At 55.0% G+C, this 21,324-nt stretch carries 13 protein-coding genes; 10 read left to right on the forward strand and 3 right to left on the reverse strand.

Annotated elements, in window-relative coordinates:
- Positions 1-214: 214 nt before the first annotated feature.
- Positions 215-2,077 (forward strand): ABC transporter ATP-binding protein, encoded by a 1,863-nt coding sequence (locus tag FE783_RS04520; protein ID WP_238402882.1) that lies wholly within the window; start codon positions 215-217, stop codon positions 2,075-2,077.
- 28 nt (positions 2,078-2,105) lie between these two features.
- Entirely contained in the window at positions 2,106-3,842 is a 1,737-nt protein-coding gene (locus tag FE783_RS04525) for an ABC transporter ATP-binding protein (RefSeq protein WP_138878133.1), read from the forward strand.
- A gap of 1 nt (position 3,843) precedes the next feature.
- Here FE783_RS04525 and FE783_RS04530 read toward each other — a convergent pair whose 3' ends face one another.
- Positions 3,844-5,217, reverse strand: coding sequence for an MFS transporter (locus FE783_RS04530; protein ID WP_138878134.1), 1,374 nt, complete (start codon positions 5,215-5,217; stop codon positions 3,844-3,846).
- Between the two features lie 198 nt (positions 5,218-5,415).
- Between FE783_RS04530 and FE783_RS04535 the strand changes: the two genes are divergently transcribed.
- Together FE783_RS04535 and FE783_RS04540 are read left to right on the forward strand one after the other, a co-directional pair.
- Complete coding sequence (locus tag FE783_RS04535; RefSeq protein ID WP_138878135.1) at positions 5,416-6,078, forward strand: helix-turn-helix transcriptional regulator; 663 nt, start codon at positions 5,416-5,418, stop codon at positions 6,076-6,078.
- Positions 6,079-6,298: 220 nt separating this feature from the next.
- Positions 6,299-8,629 carry a TIM-barrel domain-containing protein gene (locus FE783_RS04540; protein ID WP_158301617.1) on the forward strand — a complete coding sequence of 777 codons (2,331 nt, stop codon included), beginning with the start codon at positions 6,299-6,301 and terminating at the stop codon, positions 8,627-8,629.
- Between the two features lie 6 nt (positions 8,630-8,635).
- On the opposite strand, the gene FE783_RS04545 is transcribed toward FE783_RS04540, so the two are convergent.
- Positions 8,636-9,454 (reverse strand): helix-turn-helix domain-containing protein, encoded by an 819-nt coding sequence (locus FE783_RS04545; RefSeq protein ID WP_138878137.1) that lies wholly within the window; start codon positions 9,452-9,454, stop codon positions 8,636-8,638.
- Positions 9,455-9,701: 247 nt separating this feature from the next.
- Between FE783_RS04545 and FE783_RS04550 the strand changes: the two genes are divergently transcribed.
- Both FE783_RS04550 and FE783_RS04555 read left to right on the forward strand, forming a co-directional pair.
- Entirely contained in the window at positions 9,702-10,931 is a 1,230-nt protein-coding gene (locus FE783_RS04550; protein WP_158301618.1) for a Gfo/Idh/MocA family protein, read from the forward strand.
- Positions 10,932-10,953: 22 nt separating this feature from the next.
- Positions 10,954-12,270, forward strand: a complete 1,317-nt coding sequence (locus tag FE783_RS04555) for an ABC transporter substrate-binding protein (protein WP_138878139.1) — start codon at positions 10,954-10,956, stop codon at positions 12,268-12,270.
- Positions 12,271-12,406: 136 nt separating this feature from the next.
- On the opposite strand, the gene FE783_RS04560 is transcribed toward FE783_RS04555, so the two are convergent.
- Positions 12,407-15,325, reverse strand: coding sequence for a TIM-barrel domain-containing protein (locus FE783_RS04560; protein WP_138878140.1), 2,919 nt, complete (start codon positions 15,323-15,325; stop codon positions 12,407-12,409).
- Positions 15,326-15,462: 137 nt separating this feature from the next.
- Here FE783_RS04560 and FE783_RS04565 point away from each other — a divergent pair, with 137 nt between their 5' ends.
- The 4 genes from FE783_RS04565 to FE783_RS04580 all read left to right on the forward strand — a co-directional run bounded on the left by FE783_RS04565 (position 15,463) and on the right by FE783_RS04580 (position 21,269).
- Positions 15,463-15,603 carry a twin-arginine translocation signal domain-containing protein gene (locus FE783_RS04565; protein WP_138878141.1) on the forward strand — a complete coding sequence of 47 codons (141 nt, stop codon included), beginning with the start codon at positions 15,463-15,465 and terminating at the stop codon, positions 15,601-15,603.
- Positions 15,604-15,646: 43 nt separating this feature from the next.
- Positions 15,647-16,972 (forward strand): ABC transporter substrate-binding protein, encoded by a 1,326-nt coding sequence (locus tag FE783_RS04570; protein WP_138878142.1) that lies wholly within the window; start codon positions 15,647-15,649, stop codon positions 16,970-16,972.
- Positions 16,973-17,001: 29 nt separating this feature from the next.
- Entirely contained in the window at positions 17,002-19,338 is a 2,337-nt protein-coding gene (locus tag FE783_RS04575; protein ID WP_138878143.1) for a glycoside hydrolase family 31 protein, read from the forward strand.
- Positions 19,339-19,493: 155 nt separating this feature from the next.
- Entirely contained in the window at positions 19,494-21,269 is a 1,776-nt protein-coding gene (locus tag FE783_RS04580) for an extracellular solute-binding protein (RefSeq protein WP_158301619.1), read from the forward strand.
- The last annotated feature ends 55 nt before the right edge of the window (positions 21,270-21,324 follow it).

The following is a 21,324-nucleotide window of genomic DNA, read 5'->3' on the forward strand; positions in this document are numbered from 1 at the left end:
AACCCATACTACCGATTTTACCATAGTTTGCCCGCTCGGATGAACCCGGAACAAGGCGGATAACAGGCGGAAAGTCATTTAATCCATGTTTTGAAATAACATCTTCTATTCAACCTGAATATTCCATATGGTATGCTGGTGGTCGAATGCAAACCGATCACATCTTAGCAGCGGCCGCAGCACCGCAAGTTCGAAAGGAATGATCCGCTTGGCAATGGCGCGGGGAGAAAAAGAGCGCGATCCGGAAGAAGCGCGCAACAAGTGGCAGGGACGAGGCCGGGGTGGAAGAAGGGACCCGGACGACGATTGGGACCGGGAGTACGAGCGGGATCCTTCGAAGAACGGCAAGTACTATTTTACGATTTACATGTGGCTGCTCACGTATCTGAAGCCTTACAAATGGCAAATGGTTCTGTTCATCTTATGCGGGCTGTTCATTTCGCTGTCCCAGATGAGCATCTTCCGCGTACTCCAGCACATTATCGACGATGTCGTGATGGCGGGGAACGCGCAAAAATTCAAGGTGATCGTCGGCGTTCTCGTGCTGATCTTATTGTGCATGTTTTCCGCGATGGCGGCGAACAATTTGCTGTCAAGGCTCATCCGCGAGAAAGCGTCCCGCGATTTGCAGTTCGATTGCATCAAGCAGCTTCGCCGGCTCAGCTTCTCCTATTACGAGTGCCATCCCGTCGGGGAGACGCTGTCGCTCTTGAACAGCGATGTACAGGCCGTCCAGGGCATTTACCAGCGGCATTTTCCGAATCTGATCAACAATGCGCTGCTGCTGTTCGTCGCTTTCGGCTTCGTTCTGCATATGAATGCGGCGCTGACGCTGGTGACGTTGCCCTGCTTCTTGCTGTACTACGTGGTCGGACCGTATTTAACGAAGAGGACGTCCTTCTGGGGCAAACTCGCGAGAGACCGCAGAACGGACTGGAACCGCAAAATATACGAAAGCATTACCGGCTTGACGGAAATGCGGGCGAACCGGAGCGAGTCGTGGGATCTCGAACGGTTCAAAGAGAAGCACGAAAGCTATAACGAGAGCCAGAGGAAGCAGTTTATGTTCCGGGGGCTTCGCGCATTGGCGCGTCAGCTGTCGTCGTTTGCCGGGATGATGGTCATGTTCATATACGGGGCTTACTTGAACAGAATCGGGGCGTTATCGGTGGGCGAGTTCGTCGCCTTTACGATGTATTACCAGATGCTGAACCGCCAATCGTCACAGCTGGTGTCGATCTTCATGGATCAAAGCCTGCTGCTGCATCAAGGGGAGAAGCTGAAGGATTTCATGGGACTGAAGCCGGTCGTGACGGAAGCGGAGCAGCCTGTTGTGCTGCCTCGTGTAAACGGCAGTTTGAGCTTCCGGGGGGTGCGGTTCGGCTACGGCGGTCCGGATATTTTGCGCGGGTTTACGCTGGATATACGCGCAGGCGAACGGGTAGCCTTAGTCGGCACGAGCGGCAACGGCAAGTCGACGATTTTGAAGCTGATCGACCGGTTCTACGATCCGGCGGAAGGGGAAATTGTGCTCGACGGCGTCCCGCTCAAGGAGCTGTCGATGAATCAGCTGCGCGATTCGATCGGCATCGTCTTTCAAGACATCTATTTGTTCGGCACGACGATCCGCGAAAATATCCGGTTCGGCTATCCGGAGGCGACGGACGAACAGGTCGAGGAGGCGGCAAAGGCGGCGTATGCCCACGATTTCATTATGGCGCTGCCGGGAGGTTACGACACCAATGTGGGGGAACGGGGTGTGAAGCTGTCCGGCGGACAACGCCAGCGCATCTCGATAGCGAGAATGTTCATCAAAAATCCGCGCATCGTCCTATTGGACGAGGCGACGTCCGCTCTCGACAACGTCAGCGAACGAGAGGTATTGAAAGCGCTTGAGCAACTGATGAAAGGCCGCACGACTGTTACGGTCGCCCACCGGATATCGACCGTACGCGACTACGATCGGATTATCGTCGTCAAGGACGGTCAGGTGGCGGAAGCGGGCAGCTACCGGGAGCTCGTCGCAGGACGCGGGTGGCTGTACGAGCTGGAGGGCGGCATGATTGTGAACGGATAAGGAACTTTAACGGAAGAGGAAGCTTGGTATGAAGACGATCCGATGGATATGGGGATATGTAATCAAGGCGCGCTGGGCTATCGGGCTGAGCATGCTTGTGCTTATTTTGGGGCAGTCGGCGCAAATATTGGCGCAAGCCTCGCAAAAGTTTTTGATCGACGACGTGCTCGTCGGCAAGCAGTACGACATGCTGAAATGGGTGCTGCTGTACTTTACGGTCACCTACTTAACCTCGTACGCGCTGAACTGGTGGGGCCGGTATTTGACCAGAATGAACGGGTTGACGCTGCATAAGCATATGGGCGGCAGTCTGATGGCCGTCATTCAGCGGACTCCGGTCTCCTCGATACAAAGCGGCAGGACGGCCAAATGGGTCCAGTATTTCACGAGCGACATCCAGCAAGTATCGACCTTCGTCACGGATGAACTGCCGAGAGGGATTCAACAAATCGCGGGAATGGTTCTACTGATCGGAATTATCGGCTGGAACAGTCCGGTCGTGCTGGGCATCGTATCCATCTTCAGCGTCCTGTATATCGTAATCGGCCGCTACTTCTCGCCGATCATGCGAAAGCAGACGAGAGAAATGCAGGAGAAGCGGGGCGAGCTGCTGACGAAAATCGAGGAAGGGATCTCCTCGACTCGCGAGGTGATCGCCTTCAACCGGTTGGCCTGGGAGGAGAAGAGCTTCCGCAGCACGTTCGCCGTCTTCTTCGATAAAGTGATGCAGAACGGCAAGCTGGCGAATTCGCAGCTGCTGCTGAGCAACTCTGTGCAGTGGATCGGACGTATAGCCGTGCTCATCTTCGGAGGCTACTCGGTCATCAAGGGCGATGTAACGATCGGCTCTTTCGTCATCGTGTATCAATACTCCAACCAATTGTTTACGAACTACCAGACCGTTTTCAATTTCACGATGAATATGTCGGGGCAGCTTGCCTATGTCGACAGGGTGAAGGAGTTGTTCGATCAGGAGAAAATAAACGAAGGCACACAGCCGTTGAATCGTGCTGTTGCGAGCATACAATTCGAGAAGGTTACGTTCGCCTATCCCGGTACCGAGCGTAACGTGTTGAACGAGCTGAAGCTATCGCTGCCGCCGGGCAACAAGATCGCGATCGTCGGGGCAAGCGGAGGCGGCAAGTCGACGATTACGCAGCTGCTGCTGCGGTTTTTCGATCCGTCCTCCGGGTACATTCGCGTAAACGGCATCCCGCTGTCGGACATTCGGCTGTCGGATTGGCTCGGCAAAGTATCGGTCGTCTTCCAGGAACCCTTCCTGCTGCCCGATACGATCCGCAACAATTTGCTGCTCGGACGGAGCGATGTGACCGAGAACCGGATGATCGAAGCGTGCCGTGACGCGCAAATCCATGATTTTATCGTGTCGCTGGAGCAGGGGTACGATACGGTTGTCGGGGAACGGGGCTACACGCTGTCCGGCGGTCAAAGGCAGCGGGTGGCGATCGCGCGGGCGATCATGGGCGACCCGGAGCTGCTAATATTGGATGAAGCCACTTCCGCGCTCGATATGGAAACGGAAATGAAGCTGCAAGAGCGGCTGGATAAACGAAGAGCGGGCAAGACGACGATCGTCATCGCCCATCGTCTGTCCACGATCCGCAACGCCGATCTGATCATGGTCATGCACCAAGGCCGGCTCGTGGAGCAAGGGACGCACGACGAGCTGATGGCCAAGGGGGACGCTTATCAGCGGCTCGTCGCCACGATGAGCGAGCAGCGTTCGGGAACGATCGGGGCTTGAGCTACGCGAGCGCTTTGACCGCCTTTGCCCGTATCCGTGTACTTGCATACAGACTCATGACGATTAGAACGAGATGGAATGCCATCGCGCCGCTGATTCCGGCTTCCATGGACATTCCCGCCGCTTTGCCGACCGCGATAATCGCTCCGCCGATCCCAATGACAATTCCGGGCGTGAACGAATCGGCAAACTGCAGATTGGCGGATATTTCCCCGGCTCCGCCCCCTCCGGTTCCCGCGAAAGCGACAGCTCCGCTTGTCGGATGCGCAAGCCCGATCCCGATCCCAGTTATCATCTGACCGGCAACCGCTGCCGCGATCGTCAATGTCGGAATCCAGACGACAATGGAAATGCCGACAATCATGAGAAGCACTCCGGTTACGATCCGTTTGTGGCGGCCCCGTCCTTGATCGGCGGCATCCCACCCGGACTGCATGTAGGAGACGGCGCACCAGCTGAGCGCGGCGCTTGCCACGATTAACCCGGCCATATCGGCCGTCACTCCTTTCGTATCCGTCAAGGCGAGCACAAGGAAGTTTTGCGTACTCGCATAAGCGGCGAAGAACAGTCCGCGGGAGGCGAGAAGGGACGGCAATCCGAAGCGGAACGACAAGGTGCCGGCAGGCAGCAGTTTGCGAAGCGGCAGTATGAACAGCACCAAACCGATAAGCGACAATGCGACCCCCATCGCTTGTGGCAGCATGCCGACGCCGCTCAAGAAAAGCCCGGTACCGAGGGCGAGCATCATGGAGAGCCATGTAGCTTTGGACATGCCTTTCTCTCCGGCGGCCGGCACTTTCAATTTGCGGAAGACGGATAAGCTGAGAAGAGCCGCCAGCAGCAGAAACGGCAGTACGCCCCAGAACACGAATCGCCAGGACAGCTGCTCGGCAATGACGCCCGCAACGTAAGGACCGATCATGGAAGGCAGCACATAGGCGGTGCCGAAGGCGCCTAATATTTTTGGGCGGAGCTCATCGGGATAGCTAAGCGATATGGCCGTATAGACGCAAGTCATCATGGCTCCCGCGCCGAATCCCTGCAACGCCCGGGAAGCGATCAGAACGATCATATCGGCCGTAACCGCAGCGAGTATTAATCCTGCCGCAAACAATATGATCGCGATCGTAAAAGGAAATGCGGGTCCTTTGCGGTCGATTTGACGCCCGATGACCAAAGTGCCGATAATTTGCGCCAACAAATATGCGCTGAAAATCCAACCGTACAGCTTGATCCCCTGCAAGTCGCTAGCAATGGCCGGGGCAACCGTCGTTACCGCCAAGCCTTCGAAGCCTACGGCCATGACGGCCAAAATGATTCCGATCGACAATGCCGCATATAGCGGGCTGAATATAGATGGTGTCGGGGAAGACATGCTTTACTACCTCCAGTATAGGTATCGTTTGTATGTATACGCCGTATCCGGATACTTTGTAAACATAATTCTTTACAAAGTAAATGTACGGTCTCCTTTTGACTTTGTCAACATTTTTCTTTACAATGTAGCTGATCATAGATAACAGTCTCAGCTTGTCCGCAGCGTACTTTTTCCCGGAAATGAAGGTGTTATCGAATGAAAAGGAAAGAAAATCAAGCCAAAGAAGGCAGTGCCGTAAAAACTCGAAGAGCTATCGTGAGGCTGTTGAAGCAGGAAGGGCCGATGGATGCCCTGCAGCTGGCGGAGCAGCTGGAATTGTCCAGGATGGCCGTACGGCAGCATTTATATAGTCTGCAAGAACAGAAGCTGATTACCTATGAGGAACAACCAAGGTCCATGGGGCGCCCGGCGAAAATGTGGAGATTGACGTCCGAGGCGAATCGGCTGTTTCCGGACGGGTATGCCGATCTGACGGTCCAGCTCATCGAGTCCATGAGGGAAGCGTTCGGGGAAGAAGGACTGGAGAAGCTTCTCGACATCCGCAATCGGAAGCAAATGGTTGAGTATGGAAGCAAAGCGCCGTCCAGCATGCCGCTGCACGAACAATTGGAGGCTCTTTCGCAGCTGCGCACAGCCGAAGGATATATGGCGGAATGGATCGAGAATGCCGATGGAACTTTTTGCTTTGTAGAGAAGCACTGCCCGATCTGTGCGGCTGCGGAAGCTTGCTCGGGCATTTGCCGCAAGGAGATCGAAATGCTGCGGCACGTTTTTGGCGAAAGTCATGAGGTGGAGAGAATCGATCATCTGCTGACGGGCGGCAGCCGGTGCGTTTATCGGATTACGCCGATATCGTAATCGTCACGGACTGGGAGCGACGGCCAGCTATATATAAAGCAAATTTTTGTCCTATCGACAAAAGTTTGCTTTTTTGTGTTGCTCCGGAAACGTACGCTCCCGGAAAATGCGGATATGCTTCATCAAAACTGAAGCCATGTCATCGGAACGAAAGTTCTTTTACAATGTAGCTACATCCGGCGGGCTTATTGCCGGAATGGCGCAAGGAGTGAAGAACATAGTGGCGATTAAGCACAGCGAGGAAGAAGCAGGAGTCGTACGGCAGGAGCAAAGCGGCCGACAGGTCGTCATGTCGAAAGGCCGTTACAGGCTCACAGTGGACGAAGATGGGTTTCGGTACGGGTTCGAGCAGACGGGTCGATCCAAACATGTGGGCGCACATGACCGGGCCGGTTTGTTTTTCTCGACGGCTGACGAGGCGTGCCCGCATCCGGTGAAGTCCTCACGTCTTGTTGGCCGGGAACCCGATAAAGCTCATTATGTAGCGGAGAATGAGGAAGGACAACAAGCGGACGTCACGATCGTTTGCCACGAGCGTTATGTCCGTATCGACGTGACCGTTCGAGGGGAAGGACCTCACACGGTTGAATTCAAAACTGCGCCGCTTTCCCCGGTATACGGACTCGGCGATTACGGCTCGCAGATCGACACCGTCGCGACGGAGGAGCCTCCGGCACGCGGAAAGCTGGACATTCCGGCTAGGGATACGGCCGATCTGACCGGCTACACTCGCAGCGATATGGTGAATCAAGGCACCAATATGCGGTTCGTATCCAACTTCGCGGTATTCCCGGCACACGGATTCGCGGCCGTACTATTCGAGGAAGGCTCGAAACGGGTCGCCTTTACGATAACCGAGACGATGCTCGGGGCAAGCCGTGCGGAGGGCGCGTTCCGGATTTATTACTTTATGGGCACGATGTCGGAAATTTACCGGGAATACAAGCGGGTCCGCGAGGCGGCAGGCTACGTCGATAAACGGCCCCGGTACGAGATGTTCCGCATAGGCTGGGAGGCATACGGTTCACTCGGCTGGAATTCGTACCAATCAGAGGTGCAAGGAGCGATTCGGGAGTATTTGGACCGCGGCTACGAGCTCTCATGGGGGGTCATCGGTTCAGGCTTCTGGAAAGGCGACCGGAAGGGCAAATACGAAGGCACGACGACCAGCTTCAACATTTGGGACGATACTTACGAAGAAGGGCGCCAAGACGGCTTGGCCAATCCGAGATTTCCCGATGTAGCGGGACTGAAGACGTTTTTTCGTGAACGGGGTATCAAGCTGATACTGGGGCTGCGGAATCATTTCAAAGCCGGGGAAAATGACGGCGGATACAACCACTTGACTTACAACGGGCCGTATTTGGACGAGGCGCTGGAGCGGGGATACTTGCTCACGAATCGTGACGGGAAGCTTGTCCGGATTACGAACGCCCAATTTCCGAACGGCACGGTATACGTTCTGGACAGCCGGAATCCGGATGCGGTGCGTTGGTTCGTATCCAAGGCGGATACGTGGGAGGCGGACGGGTTTAAAGAGGACGCTATGCTCTATACGAAGCATTATGCGGACGGCAACTGGAACGAGCTGAACGGGGCGCTGATGGATCACGGCCGCTGCGTCATCGTGCGCAATTCCGCTTATTCGGTTCCGGGAGATTTGGTGCGGATCAACGATACGTACTACGGGACCGGCGGGGCGTACCATTACGATCAGGACCGGGTTCCGATCAACTTGCTTAATATCGCCGCATCGGGCGCCTCCAATTTGTATCCGGATATTACCGGCGGAACGCCGAAGACCGAACCGACCTTGCCGAGCTACCAGCGCTATTTCGTGCGCAATGCGATGCTGAATGCGGTGACGCCGGGCATGTCGATGGGGCGCAAGCCGTGGGAGATGAAGCATTCCGAATTCGAAGCGATCGTGAAGAAAGCGGCCGATTGGCATAACCGCTATGCGCCTTATATATACAGCGCAGTAATCGACTCCTTCCATACAGGCTATCCTTACGCGATGACGCCGCTGCATATCGCCTATCCCGACGATCCGGTCACTTATGGGCTGATCAATCGGACTACGAGGCAGTACGAATGGATGCTGGGCCCTTCGATGCTGGCCGCTCCGCTGTACGGGAACGATTTCGATACGGCGGACACGAGAGACGTCTATTTGCCGGAGGGAAGCTGGATCGATTACGAGACGGGCGAGAGCTTCACAGGTCCGATCACGCTGTACGGTTATCCGATTCCGCCCGGGAAAATCCCCGTCTTTATCGGGGGCAAAGGTACGGTAGTCTTTCATGATCCGGAGCAAGGATATGCAGCCGAGGTGTATCCGGTAACAAGACAAGGCTCCGAGTACAAGTATACTTACATCGACGGGGAGACCGTATCGACGATAACGCATTCGAACGAGGGATGGAACCCGGAAACGATCCGCATCCGGAGTGACGAGGGAGATGTCGCTTACGAGTATAGGGAGCGAACGGGCTCGTACCGGTTCCCGCTAATTCCCGGCCGTCATTATACGATAAGCGGAGGCGAGTAAGGCTGCTTACACCCGGTAAGACTTGCGGTATTCCGTGGGCGGCATATGAAACTGCTTCGTGAAGATTCGGCTTAAATAAAAGCCGTTCTCGTATCCGCAGCATTGGGCGATCTGATCGAGCGTGAGGTACGTTTCGAGCAGCAGCGACCTGGCCTTCTCCAGGCGGAGATCGATCAAATATTCGCTCGGCGTAAGGCCGAAGCTTGCCTTGAACCGTTTCGTAAGCTTGGCCGGGCTCATGCCGAGCTCTTCGGCTACTTGCCGCAGCTCGAACGATTCGAAGGCGTTTTGCTTGATTTTCTTCTCCGCCTGCTTCATCAAGCCGTCTTCTTTGCGGCTGCGCAGCGGGAGCGAATTCGAATCGGCGGGCTCTTCTTCGGAGCAGAACGTATACCACAAATCGCGGATGTAGTGGTTTCTCCGGCTGCTCAGCCTGAGTCGGGACACGAGCGGAATGCTTCGCAGGCAAGCATAATTTGCCGCAAGACGATCCGTATTGGTTACGCTAATTTTCCCGACAGGCAGCCATATATCCGGGGATGCATCGTGATCCGACTCATGCGTCCACTTGACGCGAAACGAGTGGAAGCTGGCCGGCTCGACCATGACCCGGTGAAAGTCGGTATCCGGAGGGCAGACGAGCATGTCTCCGAAGGAGGCCGTCCCTTTATGTTCGCCGATTTCATAGTAGATGGCGCCGGCTTCAATCGCGAAGAAAGCCCAATCGGGATAACGGTCCTCGAACAGCAGAAACTTTTCTTTCCGCTCCCAATAGTCGTAATAGGTTGTAGTCGGAATAAAGTCGGACAGCAAATGGGACTTCATCGAAAAAGGCGGACCTCCATCGCTAGGCGGATATGGTATTCATTATAACATCCGCGGCGGATCTTTCCATCGGATTAAATGGAAAATGGAGATATGGCCGATACAACTCAATGTATGTCATTCGGGCAATCGTTTTTTTACAATAGAGGCAAGTAAGGGTTTTCACATTACGCCCGGTCACGCCGGGAAAGCGATTACCTATCGATAGGGATAAAGGGTGTCCGAAGGAAGGATGAGGGAAAACAACATGATGAAAATCGGTATATGCGGAGTAGGCTCTTTCTCGGAAGCGTTCATTCCGCTCTTCAAGGCGCACCCTCTTGTCAGCGAGGTGGTGCTGGCGGACATTTTGCCCGACAGGCTCGAACACGTGGCGGCCAAATACGGCATACGGCGTACCGTCGATTCTCACGACGCATTATGCGCGAGCGACGTCGACGCGATCGCCATTTTCGCTCAGCGGCATTTGCACGGTCCGCTCACGATCCAAGCGCTCCAAGCCGGCAAGCATGTATACTGCGCGGTGCCGATCGCTTCGACGCTGGAGGAGATTGCCGAGGTCGTCAATACGGTAGAGAAGACGCGCCTCATTTACATGAACGGCGAAACGTGCTACTACTACCCGCACACGATCTATTGCCGCGACCGGTATCGCAAAGGAGATTTCGGACATTTCGTCTACGGCGAGGCCGCTTACCTGCACGACATGTCCCACGGGTTTTATCAGGCGTTCCAACATTCCGGCGGCGCGGATTGGAAGAAGGTGGCTGGTTTTCCGCCGATGTACTATCCAACGCATTCGACCAGTATGATCATTTCCGTGACAGGGGCGAGAATGACGCAGGTGAGCTGCCTCGGGTACCGCGACCGGCATGAGGACGGCATTTTTACGGAAGAGGGCAATCTGTGGAGCAATCCGTACAGCAACGAAACCGCCCTTCTTCGTTCGTCCGATGGCGGGATGGTGCGGATCAACGAATTCCGCCGCGTCGGCTGGTGGGGCAAATCGAGCAGCAACCCGGTCAGCATTTTCGGTACGAAAGGATGTTTCGAGGAAAGCAGCGGGGGTCAATATTGGACCGAGCTTGCGCATAACAAAATCGTCGATTTGTCGGAGCTGCTCCATTGCGCCAGAAACCACATCCCGAAAGAAGACGAGCATCTGCACGAGGTGCTGCAGAAAGACTTCAACAGCCTGTTCTCGCCGATTCATCCCGTGCACCGGCTCCCGGCATCGTTCACGGGGCTTCGCAACGGCCATCTCGGCTCGCATCAGTTTCTGGTGGACGATTTCGTGAAGGCGGTATTTACGGGCAAGCTGCCGCCGGTAAACGTATGGGAAGCGGCCAAATATTGCGCTCCCGGACTTGTCGCCCACGAGTCGGCGCTGCAGGACGGCGTCAAAATGGACATTCCCGATTTCGGCGAAGCGCCGGAAGAATGGGAGCTGCTGGACCCGGATCAACCGGTCGTATAAAGAGAGGGAGGTACAAGCTCATATGAAAAAGAAGAATACGGTCAAGCTTGCAATGTCGATGACCTGTCTGGTATCGGTACTGGCTGCATGCGGCGGGTCGGGTGGAGCGGGCGAGACGCCCAAACAAGCGGACGGTCAAACCCCGAAGCAGGAACAATTCACCCCCGTTACACTCAAGCTGTTTCCGAACCAGCAGGTGACCGAAGCCGATTTTAAGAAGCTTTTTGCCGATCCGGTCAAGAAGAAATATCCTCACATTACCGTCGAGATGATCGTCAAGGATGCGGCGAAATGGCTGCCGGATTACGTAGCGGCCGGCGAGCAGATGGATTTGATCACGCTCTGGAACGGGACGCTGCCGAGCTACCAGGACCTGGGCTTGTACGAGGACATCACGCCTCTGGCCAAGAAGCTGAACTTCGATTTGAGCCGGTTCGATCAAGGGTCGCTCGATACGATCCGCGAGGTTTCGGACAAGAAGGAGCTGTATGCGCTGCCGTATGGAGTGCAAATCAATGCGCTCTATTATAACAAAGACATATTCGACAAGTTCGGCGTGCCTTACCCGAAGGACGGCATGACGTGGGACGACGCGATCGAGCTGTCGAAGAAGGTGACCCGCGAGGAAAGCGGGGTCGCGTATCGCGGGCTGGACCCCGAATCGATGACGCGCATGCTGTTCCCGTTATCCCTTAACGTTGTCGATAACAAGACGCAGAAGTCGAACGTGAACACGGAACCGTACAAGCGGGTATTCGATGTGACGAACCGGATTTACTCATTGCCAGGCAATAAACCTAAATCGCTTTCGCAGAACGCTTCGGACATTTTCATCAAAGAGAAAATCGTAGCGATGGTGGCCACGGTCAACATCTTCGACAAGCTTCGTACGGACCCGGGCTTCGCCTGGGACGTGGCGCAATACCCGAGCTACCCGGAGAGGCCGAACACGTTCGGCATGTTCGATCTGCATACGATCTTCATCAGCAAAACGAGCAAGTACAAGGACGACGCGATGCGCGTGCTCGAAGTGCTGTTCTCCGACGAAGTGCAATTGATCAGCACGAAAGAGACCGGGCGCGTCTCCCCCTTGAAGGACCCGAAATACAATCAAGCGTTCGGAGCGGAAATGCCGCACTTGAAAGGGAAGCAGCTGCAGAGCATATTCAAGAGCAAGCCGGCGCAAAGCCCGCCGTTCTCGGTGCATTACACGAAAGGCGTCGCCCTGCTCCGCAACAGCTTCACCGAAGTGGCGGACGGCAAGAAAGATATTAATACGGCGCTGCGCGAAGCGGACGAGAAAATCAATCAGATGATCGAAGCGGAGAAGAAGAAATAAGGAGAATCGGCAAGAAAACCGACCCGGCGATGACCGGATCGGTTTTCTTGCAGCTATAGGGAGTTTAATAATTTCGGGGTCCCCGCAAAGTAATTGGAATAAGCTTCGAAGAATGGCTCCACTTTGTGGGGCATCGTTACATTTTCAATTCGCCGGGAGTTACACCCCAATATTTGCGGAACACGCGGATGAAATGGCTCGTATCTTTATAGCCAAGCTGCAAAGCCGCTTCCGAGACGCTGCTGCCTGCGATGAGCAGCGATTTGGCACGCTCCATTTTCCGGATCATCACGTAGTCGGTGAACGATTGTCCGACGGCTTGCTTGAACATCCGGCTCAAGTGGGAGGAGTTGACGTGCAGCCGATCGGCCATCGTGTGAAGCGTCATATTGCCGTCGATCTCTTTTTCCACGATATCGGTTATTTGTTTGATCAGCGGGTGGATATCGGACTTTTTGGCGGAACGCCGGTACTCGATAAACTTTTGGACCGCTTGCCTCATAAGATCGTATCCACGCTCTTTCTTGAAAACGGCTTGTATATTTACGAAAGCGTCGTATTCGCCGTCGAGTACGGTCTGGACACTCCATCCTTGGCGATTGCAGACGCGAACGAACAATCCGCAAATCATAAGCATGTTTACGCGTGCTTCTTCCGGGTTCGGAATCCGCTCGATCCGTTCTGCCCACCATTCCTCCAGCGCTCCAAACGCCTTGGCGCGATCCCCCGTCTCCAGACCGATTTCCAGTTCCGTCTCCCAATGCGTGTTCGTTCCGGGCGAATCGGGTGTATCGTGACGCAAATGCCTCGTCTGGCTCTCTCGGTGAGAAGTGGCGTCGTAGCATACTTCGATCGTCACGTCTTCCTGTTTATCCGCATGCTCTTGTGCGCCAAGTCGGAGGCGGACGATCCGGGATGCCCGGTCAAAATACCAGCCATTGCGCGCCGAACCGGTTTCCGGCGGATGGACCGTTTCCTCGGCCAAGCTTCCGTCTACCGTCACTTGCAGCGGCTTGGCCGGAACATGAACGTATACATCGTAGCCGCGTCTGCACGGCATTCCCTCATAGCGACCCTTCCGGGTACCGATCCGAACCGTGGTTCGTTTATCCGTCGTCCGGCAGCTTATTTTTGTTTCGGCGATCCGATGCTCCAAATACCCGTAAGTCACCCCATCGTCTTCTATAAGAACATATTCGCTTTCGCCGTACGGATACAGGTGGAGACCGATGGTCTCCGGCTGCTTCGGCCCGATATGGCTCATCTCCGGCCAAACGGGGATGATGGCGCCGGCTTTGACGAACAAAGGTCCGCCGGCCGGCGCGACTGCCGCATATTCCATCTTTTTCGGACCCATATGCCGTTCGCCGGTCCAATAGTCGATCCAGACGCCTTCCGGCAAATAGACGGTGCGCGTAAACGCGGCTACGAGAAGCGAATCCCCGAACATATACTGGTGCAGCAGCTCGTCCGAATGCGGATCATCGGGAAATGCCAATGGCATTGCGCGAAGGATCGGCATACCGGTGCGGGCGGCGTTGTGAGCGGCCGAATAAATATAGGGCAGCAGGCTGTAGCGCAACTTGGCATACGTTCGGAACGTTTGCAGCAGCTCGTGCTCCAACAGGCACGGATGGCGCCAGTAAGCCCAGCTGTTCACCTGCGACCACGGCTGCAAAAAACCGAAGTGGATGCCCTCGGGAGTAGAGACGTCCATATCCTCGGTCGTATGGACATGACCGGACATTCCGTGATTGAGCATGGAGACGAGAGCCGGCTGCTGTTCGGACGTTCCGGCCCATGTGGCGGCGTATCTTTGCATGCCGGTGTACCCGTTGGCCATATAGATCATCGACCGCAGACCCGTCTGCTCTTTATACCCCAGGTGCAGCTGCTTGGCGAGCAAAATCGGATACAGATTGTGCATCTCATCGTCGCTCATCCCGTTGCCCCACCTTCGTCCGGAAGTTTCCAGCCCGAATGGCGCCCCGCTCAGCTTGAACGCGCTTACGCCTTGGTCGACGAACTTCCGCAAATGATCGTACCAGGGCGCTTCGGTAAGCGTCGGGTTTGCGCTCGAAGCCGGCTCCGACAACGCCGAACGTTCTTCCTCTATGCTCAAGTCATGCGTGCAGGTCAGCCATAAGCTAAGCTTAAAGCCGAGCTTGTCCAGCGCGCCGATAAACGTATCGGATTTTTTGGAGTATGGAGGGAGGGCAAAACGTTCCGGGTGCCAATTTTTATGAACGGATTCGCTAGGCGTATCCATCCAGCCCGGTTCGAGCCCTATCATATCGCATGGAATACCCGCCCGGCGGAAATTGAGCGCATCGTCCACCATCTCGCGCGCATTGACTTGCTGGTGGCATACGTAAGTCAGGCCATAAGCCCAGACGGGCAGCAGCACCGGCTTTCCGGCCACGTCGGTATATCGATCCAGCAGATCTGCATAGGAGTCGCCGACAAACAGGAAGTAGTCCAGCTTTCCGCAGGCCCCCTTGAATGACAACAAGTCATGCTCCGCATGGCCGATATCGATCTCGTGACTCCAAGTCGTGTTTATGAAAAGCCCCCATCGGCGGCTGCTCATCAGGAATGGAACGGGGGCGTAGCGGTGCGCATTCTCGATCCGCATCTCGGCACGATGTCCCCGGTGCTGAATCCGATCTCTCTTCACATCGCCGAGCCCGTATATCCGCTCCCCGTCCGCCAGCATGAAATGAGCACCGAATCCTCGGGCGGCATCGGACCAGGGGCGTTCGGCTTGGCACGTCAACGTTTCGCCGCGTTCATTGCGCAAAGAAAGACAGCCGTTTCGCGTATCGACCGTCAGCGCCGCTTTGTCCGTTCGGATTGTGCAGTCGGGACCGTCGTATTCGAGCGCGTAGTCGCACGAGCTGCGATGTAAGACGATTCCGTAGCGTTCGAGGGCGGTTTCCGGAAAGTCGTTCGTTTCATGAAGGCGAATCCGCAGCGTACCGGGGGATACCGAATCTACGCGCAAATATCCGCCGCTGGCAATTTCAAATACGATTCCGTATGATTTTGCGCACAACTCGTTATGCCTCCTTCTCCAAAACAGTCATCGATAGACTATTGGTTGCAATCGATCGTCCTACGAAATGTATGCGATTCCATGTACAATGATTGTAATTCCACGAAAGCAGAGAAAGCAATAAGGAAGGTTAATTCATGAAAGGAGGCAACGACCCCGTGAAGCGAATCATGTCCGGCAAAATGTCCAGAAGAAAGCTGCTTGCCGCTTTGGGAGCGGCCGGCACTGCCGCCGTTACGGGCGCGGCGTGGATTGACGCGGTAGGAACTGTAGTGTAAAGAGAATCGGAGATTCCAAGTAACTCACAAAGGGGATAAAAAGATGGTCAAAAAGAACGGGAAAAGAAGTGCAGCGGTACTGTTGCCGCTTTTGCTGGCAACCGCCATGACGACGGCATGCGGCAGCGGAAAGGAAGGACAGGAAGGAAAGGCAAACGAACCTCCGCAAGAGCCGGTTGAGCTGGTTCTGTACTATCCGTTTATTAACGATTGGGATGAAGAAGGATTGAATAAATTGCTCGGAGAACCGCTCAAGAAAAAATATCCTTACATCACTCCCAAATTTATCGTAGGCGGTTCGAGGCCGGGAACGAGCATCTCCGAACTGATCGCGGCAGGCCAAAAAATCGACATCATGTTTTTCTCGATCGGGGCGACGCCGCCTACGCTGCTGGATCAGAAGCTGGAATACGACATTTCCCCGCTGATCAAAAAAAATGGATTCGATCTGGGCAAGATGGAGCCGACAACGGTCGACATGGCCAAGCAAATCGCGAAAGGCGGCATGTACGGTCTGCCGGCGTACGTTCCTCCTTCGGCGCTTTATTACAATAAAGATGTATTCGATAAATTCGGCGTTTCCTATCCGAAGGACGGCATGAACTGGGATGACCTTGAAGAACTGAACAAGAAGCTTACGCGGAAAGAGGGGGATACGCAATACTACGGGCTGGCGATGCCGTTCGGACATTTGGCGCTGATGAACGCCCGTTCGCTCAATCCGATCGACCCGGTGTCCGAGAAAGCCGTTATCAATACGGATGGCTGGAAGAAGTTTGCCGATAATTTCATCCGCTATTATACGGTTCCCGGCTATGAGAAGACGGCGAAAGCGCTGGACGTCGGCGTTCAAACGAATCGGTTTTTCAAAGACCGCAATACGGCCATGTTCCTTGAGATTACCGGCACGCACGCCGCCCAGCTGGAAGGAATGAACTTCGATATTGCTACGTTTCCCGTGTTTAAGGATGCGCCATCCGTCGGACCCCAGCCATATCCGACATACTACTACATTACGAACACGAGCAAGTATAAGGATCAAGCGTTCCAGGCCATCTCCTACTTCACATCGGAAGAGTTCCAGATGCAGAAGTCGAAGGAAGGGAAGATGCTGACCGTATTGCAAAACAAGGCGGTCAGAGAATCGTTCGGCCAAGACGTGCCGTTGTTCAAAGGCAAAAATACGAAAGCGATGCTGCCGCAAAAATACGGTCCCGCGAGCGCGGTGACGCGATACAACAGCATCGCCACGACCGAATATTACAATGCCGTTATCGCAACGATCAGCGGAGACAAGGATCTCAATACGGCGCTTCGCGATGCCGAAGAAACGGCCAATCAAAAAATTCAGACGGCAAAGCAGAAATAGACGCATGACCGGGAGAAGAGGGGTATACCGTGGAAAATAATTTGCTTCAATTCACGCTGCAAAGCGGCGAGCATATGCGCATTCAAATTGTTGCGCCGGATACGTTCCGCATCCGCTTAAGTGCGGCCGACGATTTCCGCGAACCCGCGCTGATCCGTTACGGCATATTTGACAGCCGGCAAAGGGATGCCGTTTGTACGGTTAACGACCAGGAGCAAGTGGCGGACATCCGCACGGAACGGGCGCAGCTTCGAGTCGAGAAAAGCAGCGGTCGCATCGAACTTATGAATGCACGAGGTGAAATGCTGACACGCCACGCGATACCGCCGTGGTCCAATGCGCAGCGGGGATTCGGCGCGGAATTTTTGCTGGCCGATGAGGAACGGCTGTACGGGCTGGGCGACGAGACGCGGGAGCGGCTTCAGAAACGCGGCCATCGGGTGAATATGTGGGTGGCGAACGTGAAAGCATATGCTCCGATTCCGTTTCTGATGAGCAGCAAAGGATGGGGGCTCCTTATTAACACGACATGGCGACATGCCGTAGATATCGGCAGCACGGTGAATGATCGGCTGCGATTTTGGGGCCGCCGCGGCGAGCTGGACTATTACTTGTTCGCGGGGGAAACGCTGGCCGATCTGCTGCAAAGCTACACGTCCGTCGCCGGCAAGCCGCAGGTTCTCCCGATCTGGGCATACGGCCTTACTTTCGTGTGCAATGAACAGGCCAATGCGAGAGAGATGATCGACGATGCGCTGAACTTTCGCCGTGAGGGCATCCCTTGCGACTTGATCGGGCTCGAACCGGGCTGGATGGATAAAAATTACGATTATTCGGTGAATAAAAACTGGCATCCGGAGAGGTTTGCGATTCCGCATTGGTTGCCGGACGGCGGACCTTCCACTTTCTTCGGCGCATTGGAACGACTCGGCTTTAAATTGAGTTTGTGGCTATGCGCCGACTACGACTTGAGTTTGCATGAGGAGCGGCTGATCCGGGAGAAAGAAAATGCCGGCGGCGATCCAAGCGGCTCGAGCGCGGAGGGAGGTGGCTTCCAAGGAGCGCATCCTGACGATTATGAACAAGATACGAAGCTGCAGTACCCGGTCTATATGGATAGGGTCACGAAGCATAGCGAGGCTTGGTATGCGCATTTAACCAAGTTTGTGAAGCAAGGCGTTTCCGCGTTCAAGCTGGACGGCGCACAGCAAGTTCTCGACCACCCCGACCGGCTGTGGGGCAATGGAATGATCGACGAAGAAATGCACAATCTGTATCCGATTTTGCTCGCCAAACAGATGCATCTAGGCTTTAAGGAGCAGACGGGACGCAGACCGATGATTTATACGGCAGGCGGATTTGCCGGCATCCAGCAATACGCGGCCACTTGGGCGGGAGACACCGGCGGAGGACCGAAGCCGCTCGTATCGCTGCTGAATCACGGGTTGTCCGGACATGCCAATACAAGCTGCGATATGGAGGTGTTTACTCCGGCCGGACTCCACTTCGGTTTTTTGCAGCCGTGGTCGCAGGTGAACAGCTGGGCCTACTGGCGCCATCCGTGGTTGCTGGATAAGAAGATGCTGGCTATGTTCAAAATGTACGCGAAGTTGCGGTATCGCTTGCTGCCGTATATTTATTCCGCAGCGCATGTTGCCGCTCGTACGGGAATGCCGATTATCCGTGCAATGCCGCTCGCGTATCCGAACGATCCGAAGTCGGACGACCTGCTCAGCCAATATATGTTCGGCGATTCCTTCCTCGTCGCCGCTTTTACGGACCAAGTCTATTTGCCGGAAGGCGAGTGGATCGATTATTGGACGAAGGAGCGGTACACGGGCCCGCAAACCGTCGCCTGCAAGATTCCCGCTTATGCGGGAGGAGCTTTGTTCGTTCGCGCCGGAGCTATCATCCCCGAATGGCCCGAAATGGACTACGTCGGAGAGAAGTCTGTCGAGCATATAGGGGTGCATGTTTACCCTCATGGCGACAGCAGCTTTACACTGTATGAGGACGACGGGACGACTTTCCTGTATGAGGAAGGGAACGTTGCCGAGACGCGGATCGAATGCCGGCAACAACAGGATGCCATCGTCCTGCGTATAAGTCCGCGAACCGGAATGTACGAGGGAATGCCGGCGAAACGCAGCTACGACATCCTGATCCAATCGGATACGAAGCCCTCCGGCATAGAAATCAACGGGTCGAAGCTGCCGGAACGAGTGGAGAAGAGTAGTCGGGACGATGCCTCTTGCGGCGTCGAGGGAGATGGATGGGTTTACGATCAAAGCTTGCGTGCGATTCGGCTAATAGCGGAGGAAGATGAACGGAAGAGGGATGTTGTAGAGATTGTCATTGTTTCTTAAGCGGCGAACAAGAAGTAAGAGGAATGTCAAGGAAACCGATGCGGCGATGGCCGTGTCGGTTTTTTTGTGTTTATAAAAAAATTACGGCTGAGACGATTTAACCGGTCGCGTTTCGTCTGTATGATTGAATCAGTATATGAATGGAGATGGGCACGGTGGATGAACAAATCATAATTCGGGCGGCAGGCGGCGATACCGGGGCATTCCGCGCCTTTATGGAGCATTATTCGAACGCCGTATACGGGGCTGCCTACGGAATCGTCGGCGATTTCCACATCGCCCAAGACTTGACGCAGGAAGTGTTTATGCGTTCGTACCGGGGGCTGGCAAAGCTTGCCGATCCGGGTGCGGCCGGGAGCTGGCTGTATACGATGACACGGCGACTATGCATCGACTGGCTGCGCAAAAACCGTAATCAACCGGTTCCGGTAGAGCACACCGCCGAATTAGCCGACTCCCGTCAGGGGGAGCTGCTGCGCCGGCAGCAGATGAGCATAGACGTCTGGGACGCTCTGCAAACGTTGGAGGAAGACAACCGCACGGCGATCGTACTGCAAATGTACGGCTACAGCATGGAGGAGATCGGCCGGTTTCTCGGTCTGACCGTTAAAGCGGTCGACAGCAGGATAAGGCGGACACGCATCAAATTAAAAAAGGAGCTGATCCGAACGATGGATGGAACGATTCGAGAAAACCGTCTGGATGCGCCGGCATTCGCCGAGAAAGTAGCAAGCACGCTTCTATTCCCGAAAATGCTGCGCTTTCCGAACCCCCAGCTATCGGACGAGCTGATGGACAAGGTGAAACGGCAGTTCGAAGAGAATCATCCTGAACTGACGCTGAACGTGTATACGGTTCACAATTACCACGACAAATTGCGCCAATATATGGCGGAACATCAGGCGCCTGATCTGATCCTGATGGACAGTGCGCGCGGCAAAGAATACGACCGGCTCGGATATTTAGCCGATTTAACGCCATATTTGCAGCGGGACAACGTGAATACCGACGATTTCATTAAACCTTTTCAGGATTTGATGACCGTGGATGGAGAGGTGATCGGCATCCCGCTGGCCGGAGCGACGATGGCCGTCTTTTATAACAAGTCATGGTTCGACCGTGCAGGTCTGCCGCACCCGGAGGCGGAATGGACCTGGGAAACGTTCGCCGAGACCGCGAAAGTACTGATGGCGTCCGAAGGCGACCCAAAGCAATGGAAGTATGGGGCTTCCCTCTATTACCATACGAACATTTTGGAGCCGATCGTGCTAAGCCGGGGAGGACGATTCATTTCGCCGGACGGGACAAGGGTGAAAGGGTATTTGGACAGTCCGGAAACGATAGCTGCGTTGCAATGGGCGGCGGATCTCATACATGTGCACAAAGCGGCCGCCCCGATGGTTGACTATGGATTTCGGCGTCTGTTCTGGGAAGGACGGATGGGCATGATTGTAGACTACATCGATGCGATGCACGGTATAACCAAAAATATGAAAGAGCCTTTCGGCACGGCGCCGATGCCGAAGTTCGCCGATGGTGCGCGCGTTAATGTCGCCGCAGCGGGAGCGATCGGCATTTCCTCGCAAGCGGCCAACCCGGAGGCGGCATGGTTGTTCCTGAAGCAAATGCTGATCTCCCGCAGCGCGCTGTCCGAGCTGCACGCGGTCTCCGAGATTGCGAACACGCATTCTTTGCTACGTGATCTCGGGCACCGGTCCGATCCGATCCGAAAAATCTTTATCGACGAGCTTGAGCATGCGGTTCCGAGCGCCGGCGCAAGCAGCCTATTTTGGGAGACTTACTTCTCCGGACAAATCAACAGCCGACTGCTGCACATCGTGAAGAACAAGGCAGACGTGGAAGAGACGCTCCAATGGGCAGCGGAATCGATCGAGTACAACCTGGATTTGCTTAGCCGGCTCCGTTCCTGACAAAATAGAAGAGGATTCTTGACTTTTTCATGGAAAATAGTTACTGCTGGAAATT

The organism is Paenibacillus mesophilus, assembly GCF_005938385.1.
Lineage (GTDB): Bacteria > Bacillota > Bacilli > Paenibacillales > NBRC-103111 > Paenibacillus_AB > Paenibacillus_AB mesophilus.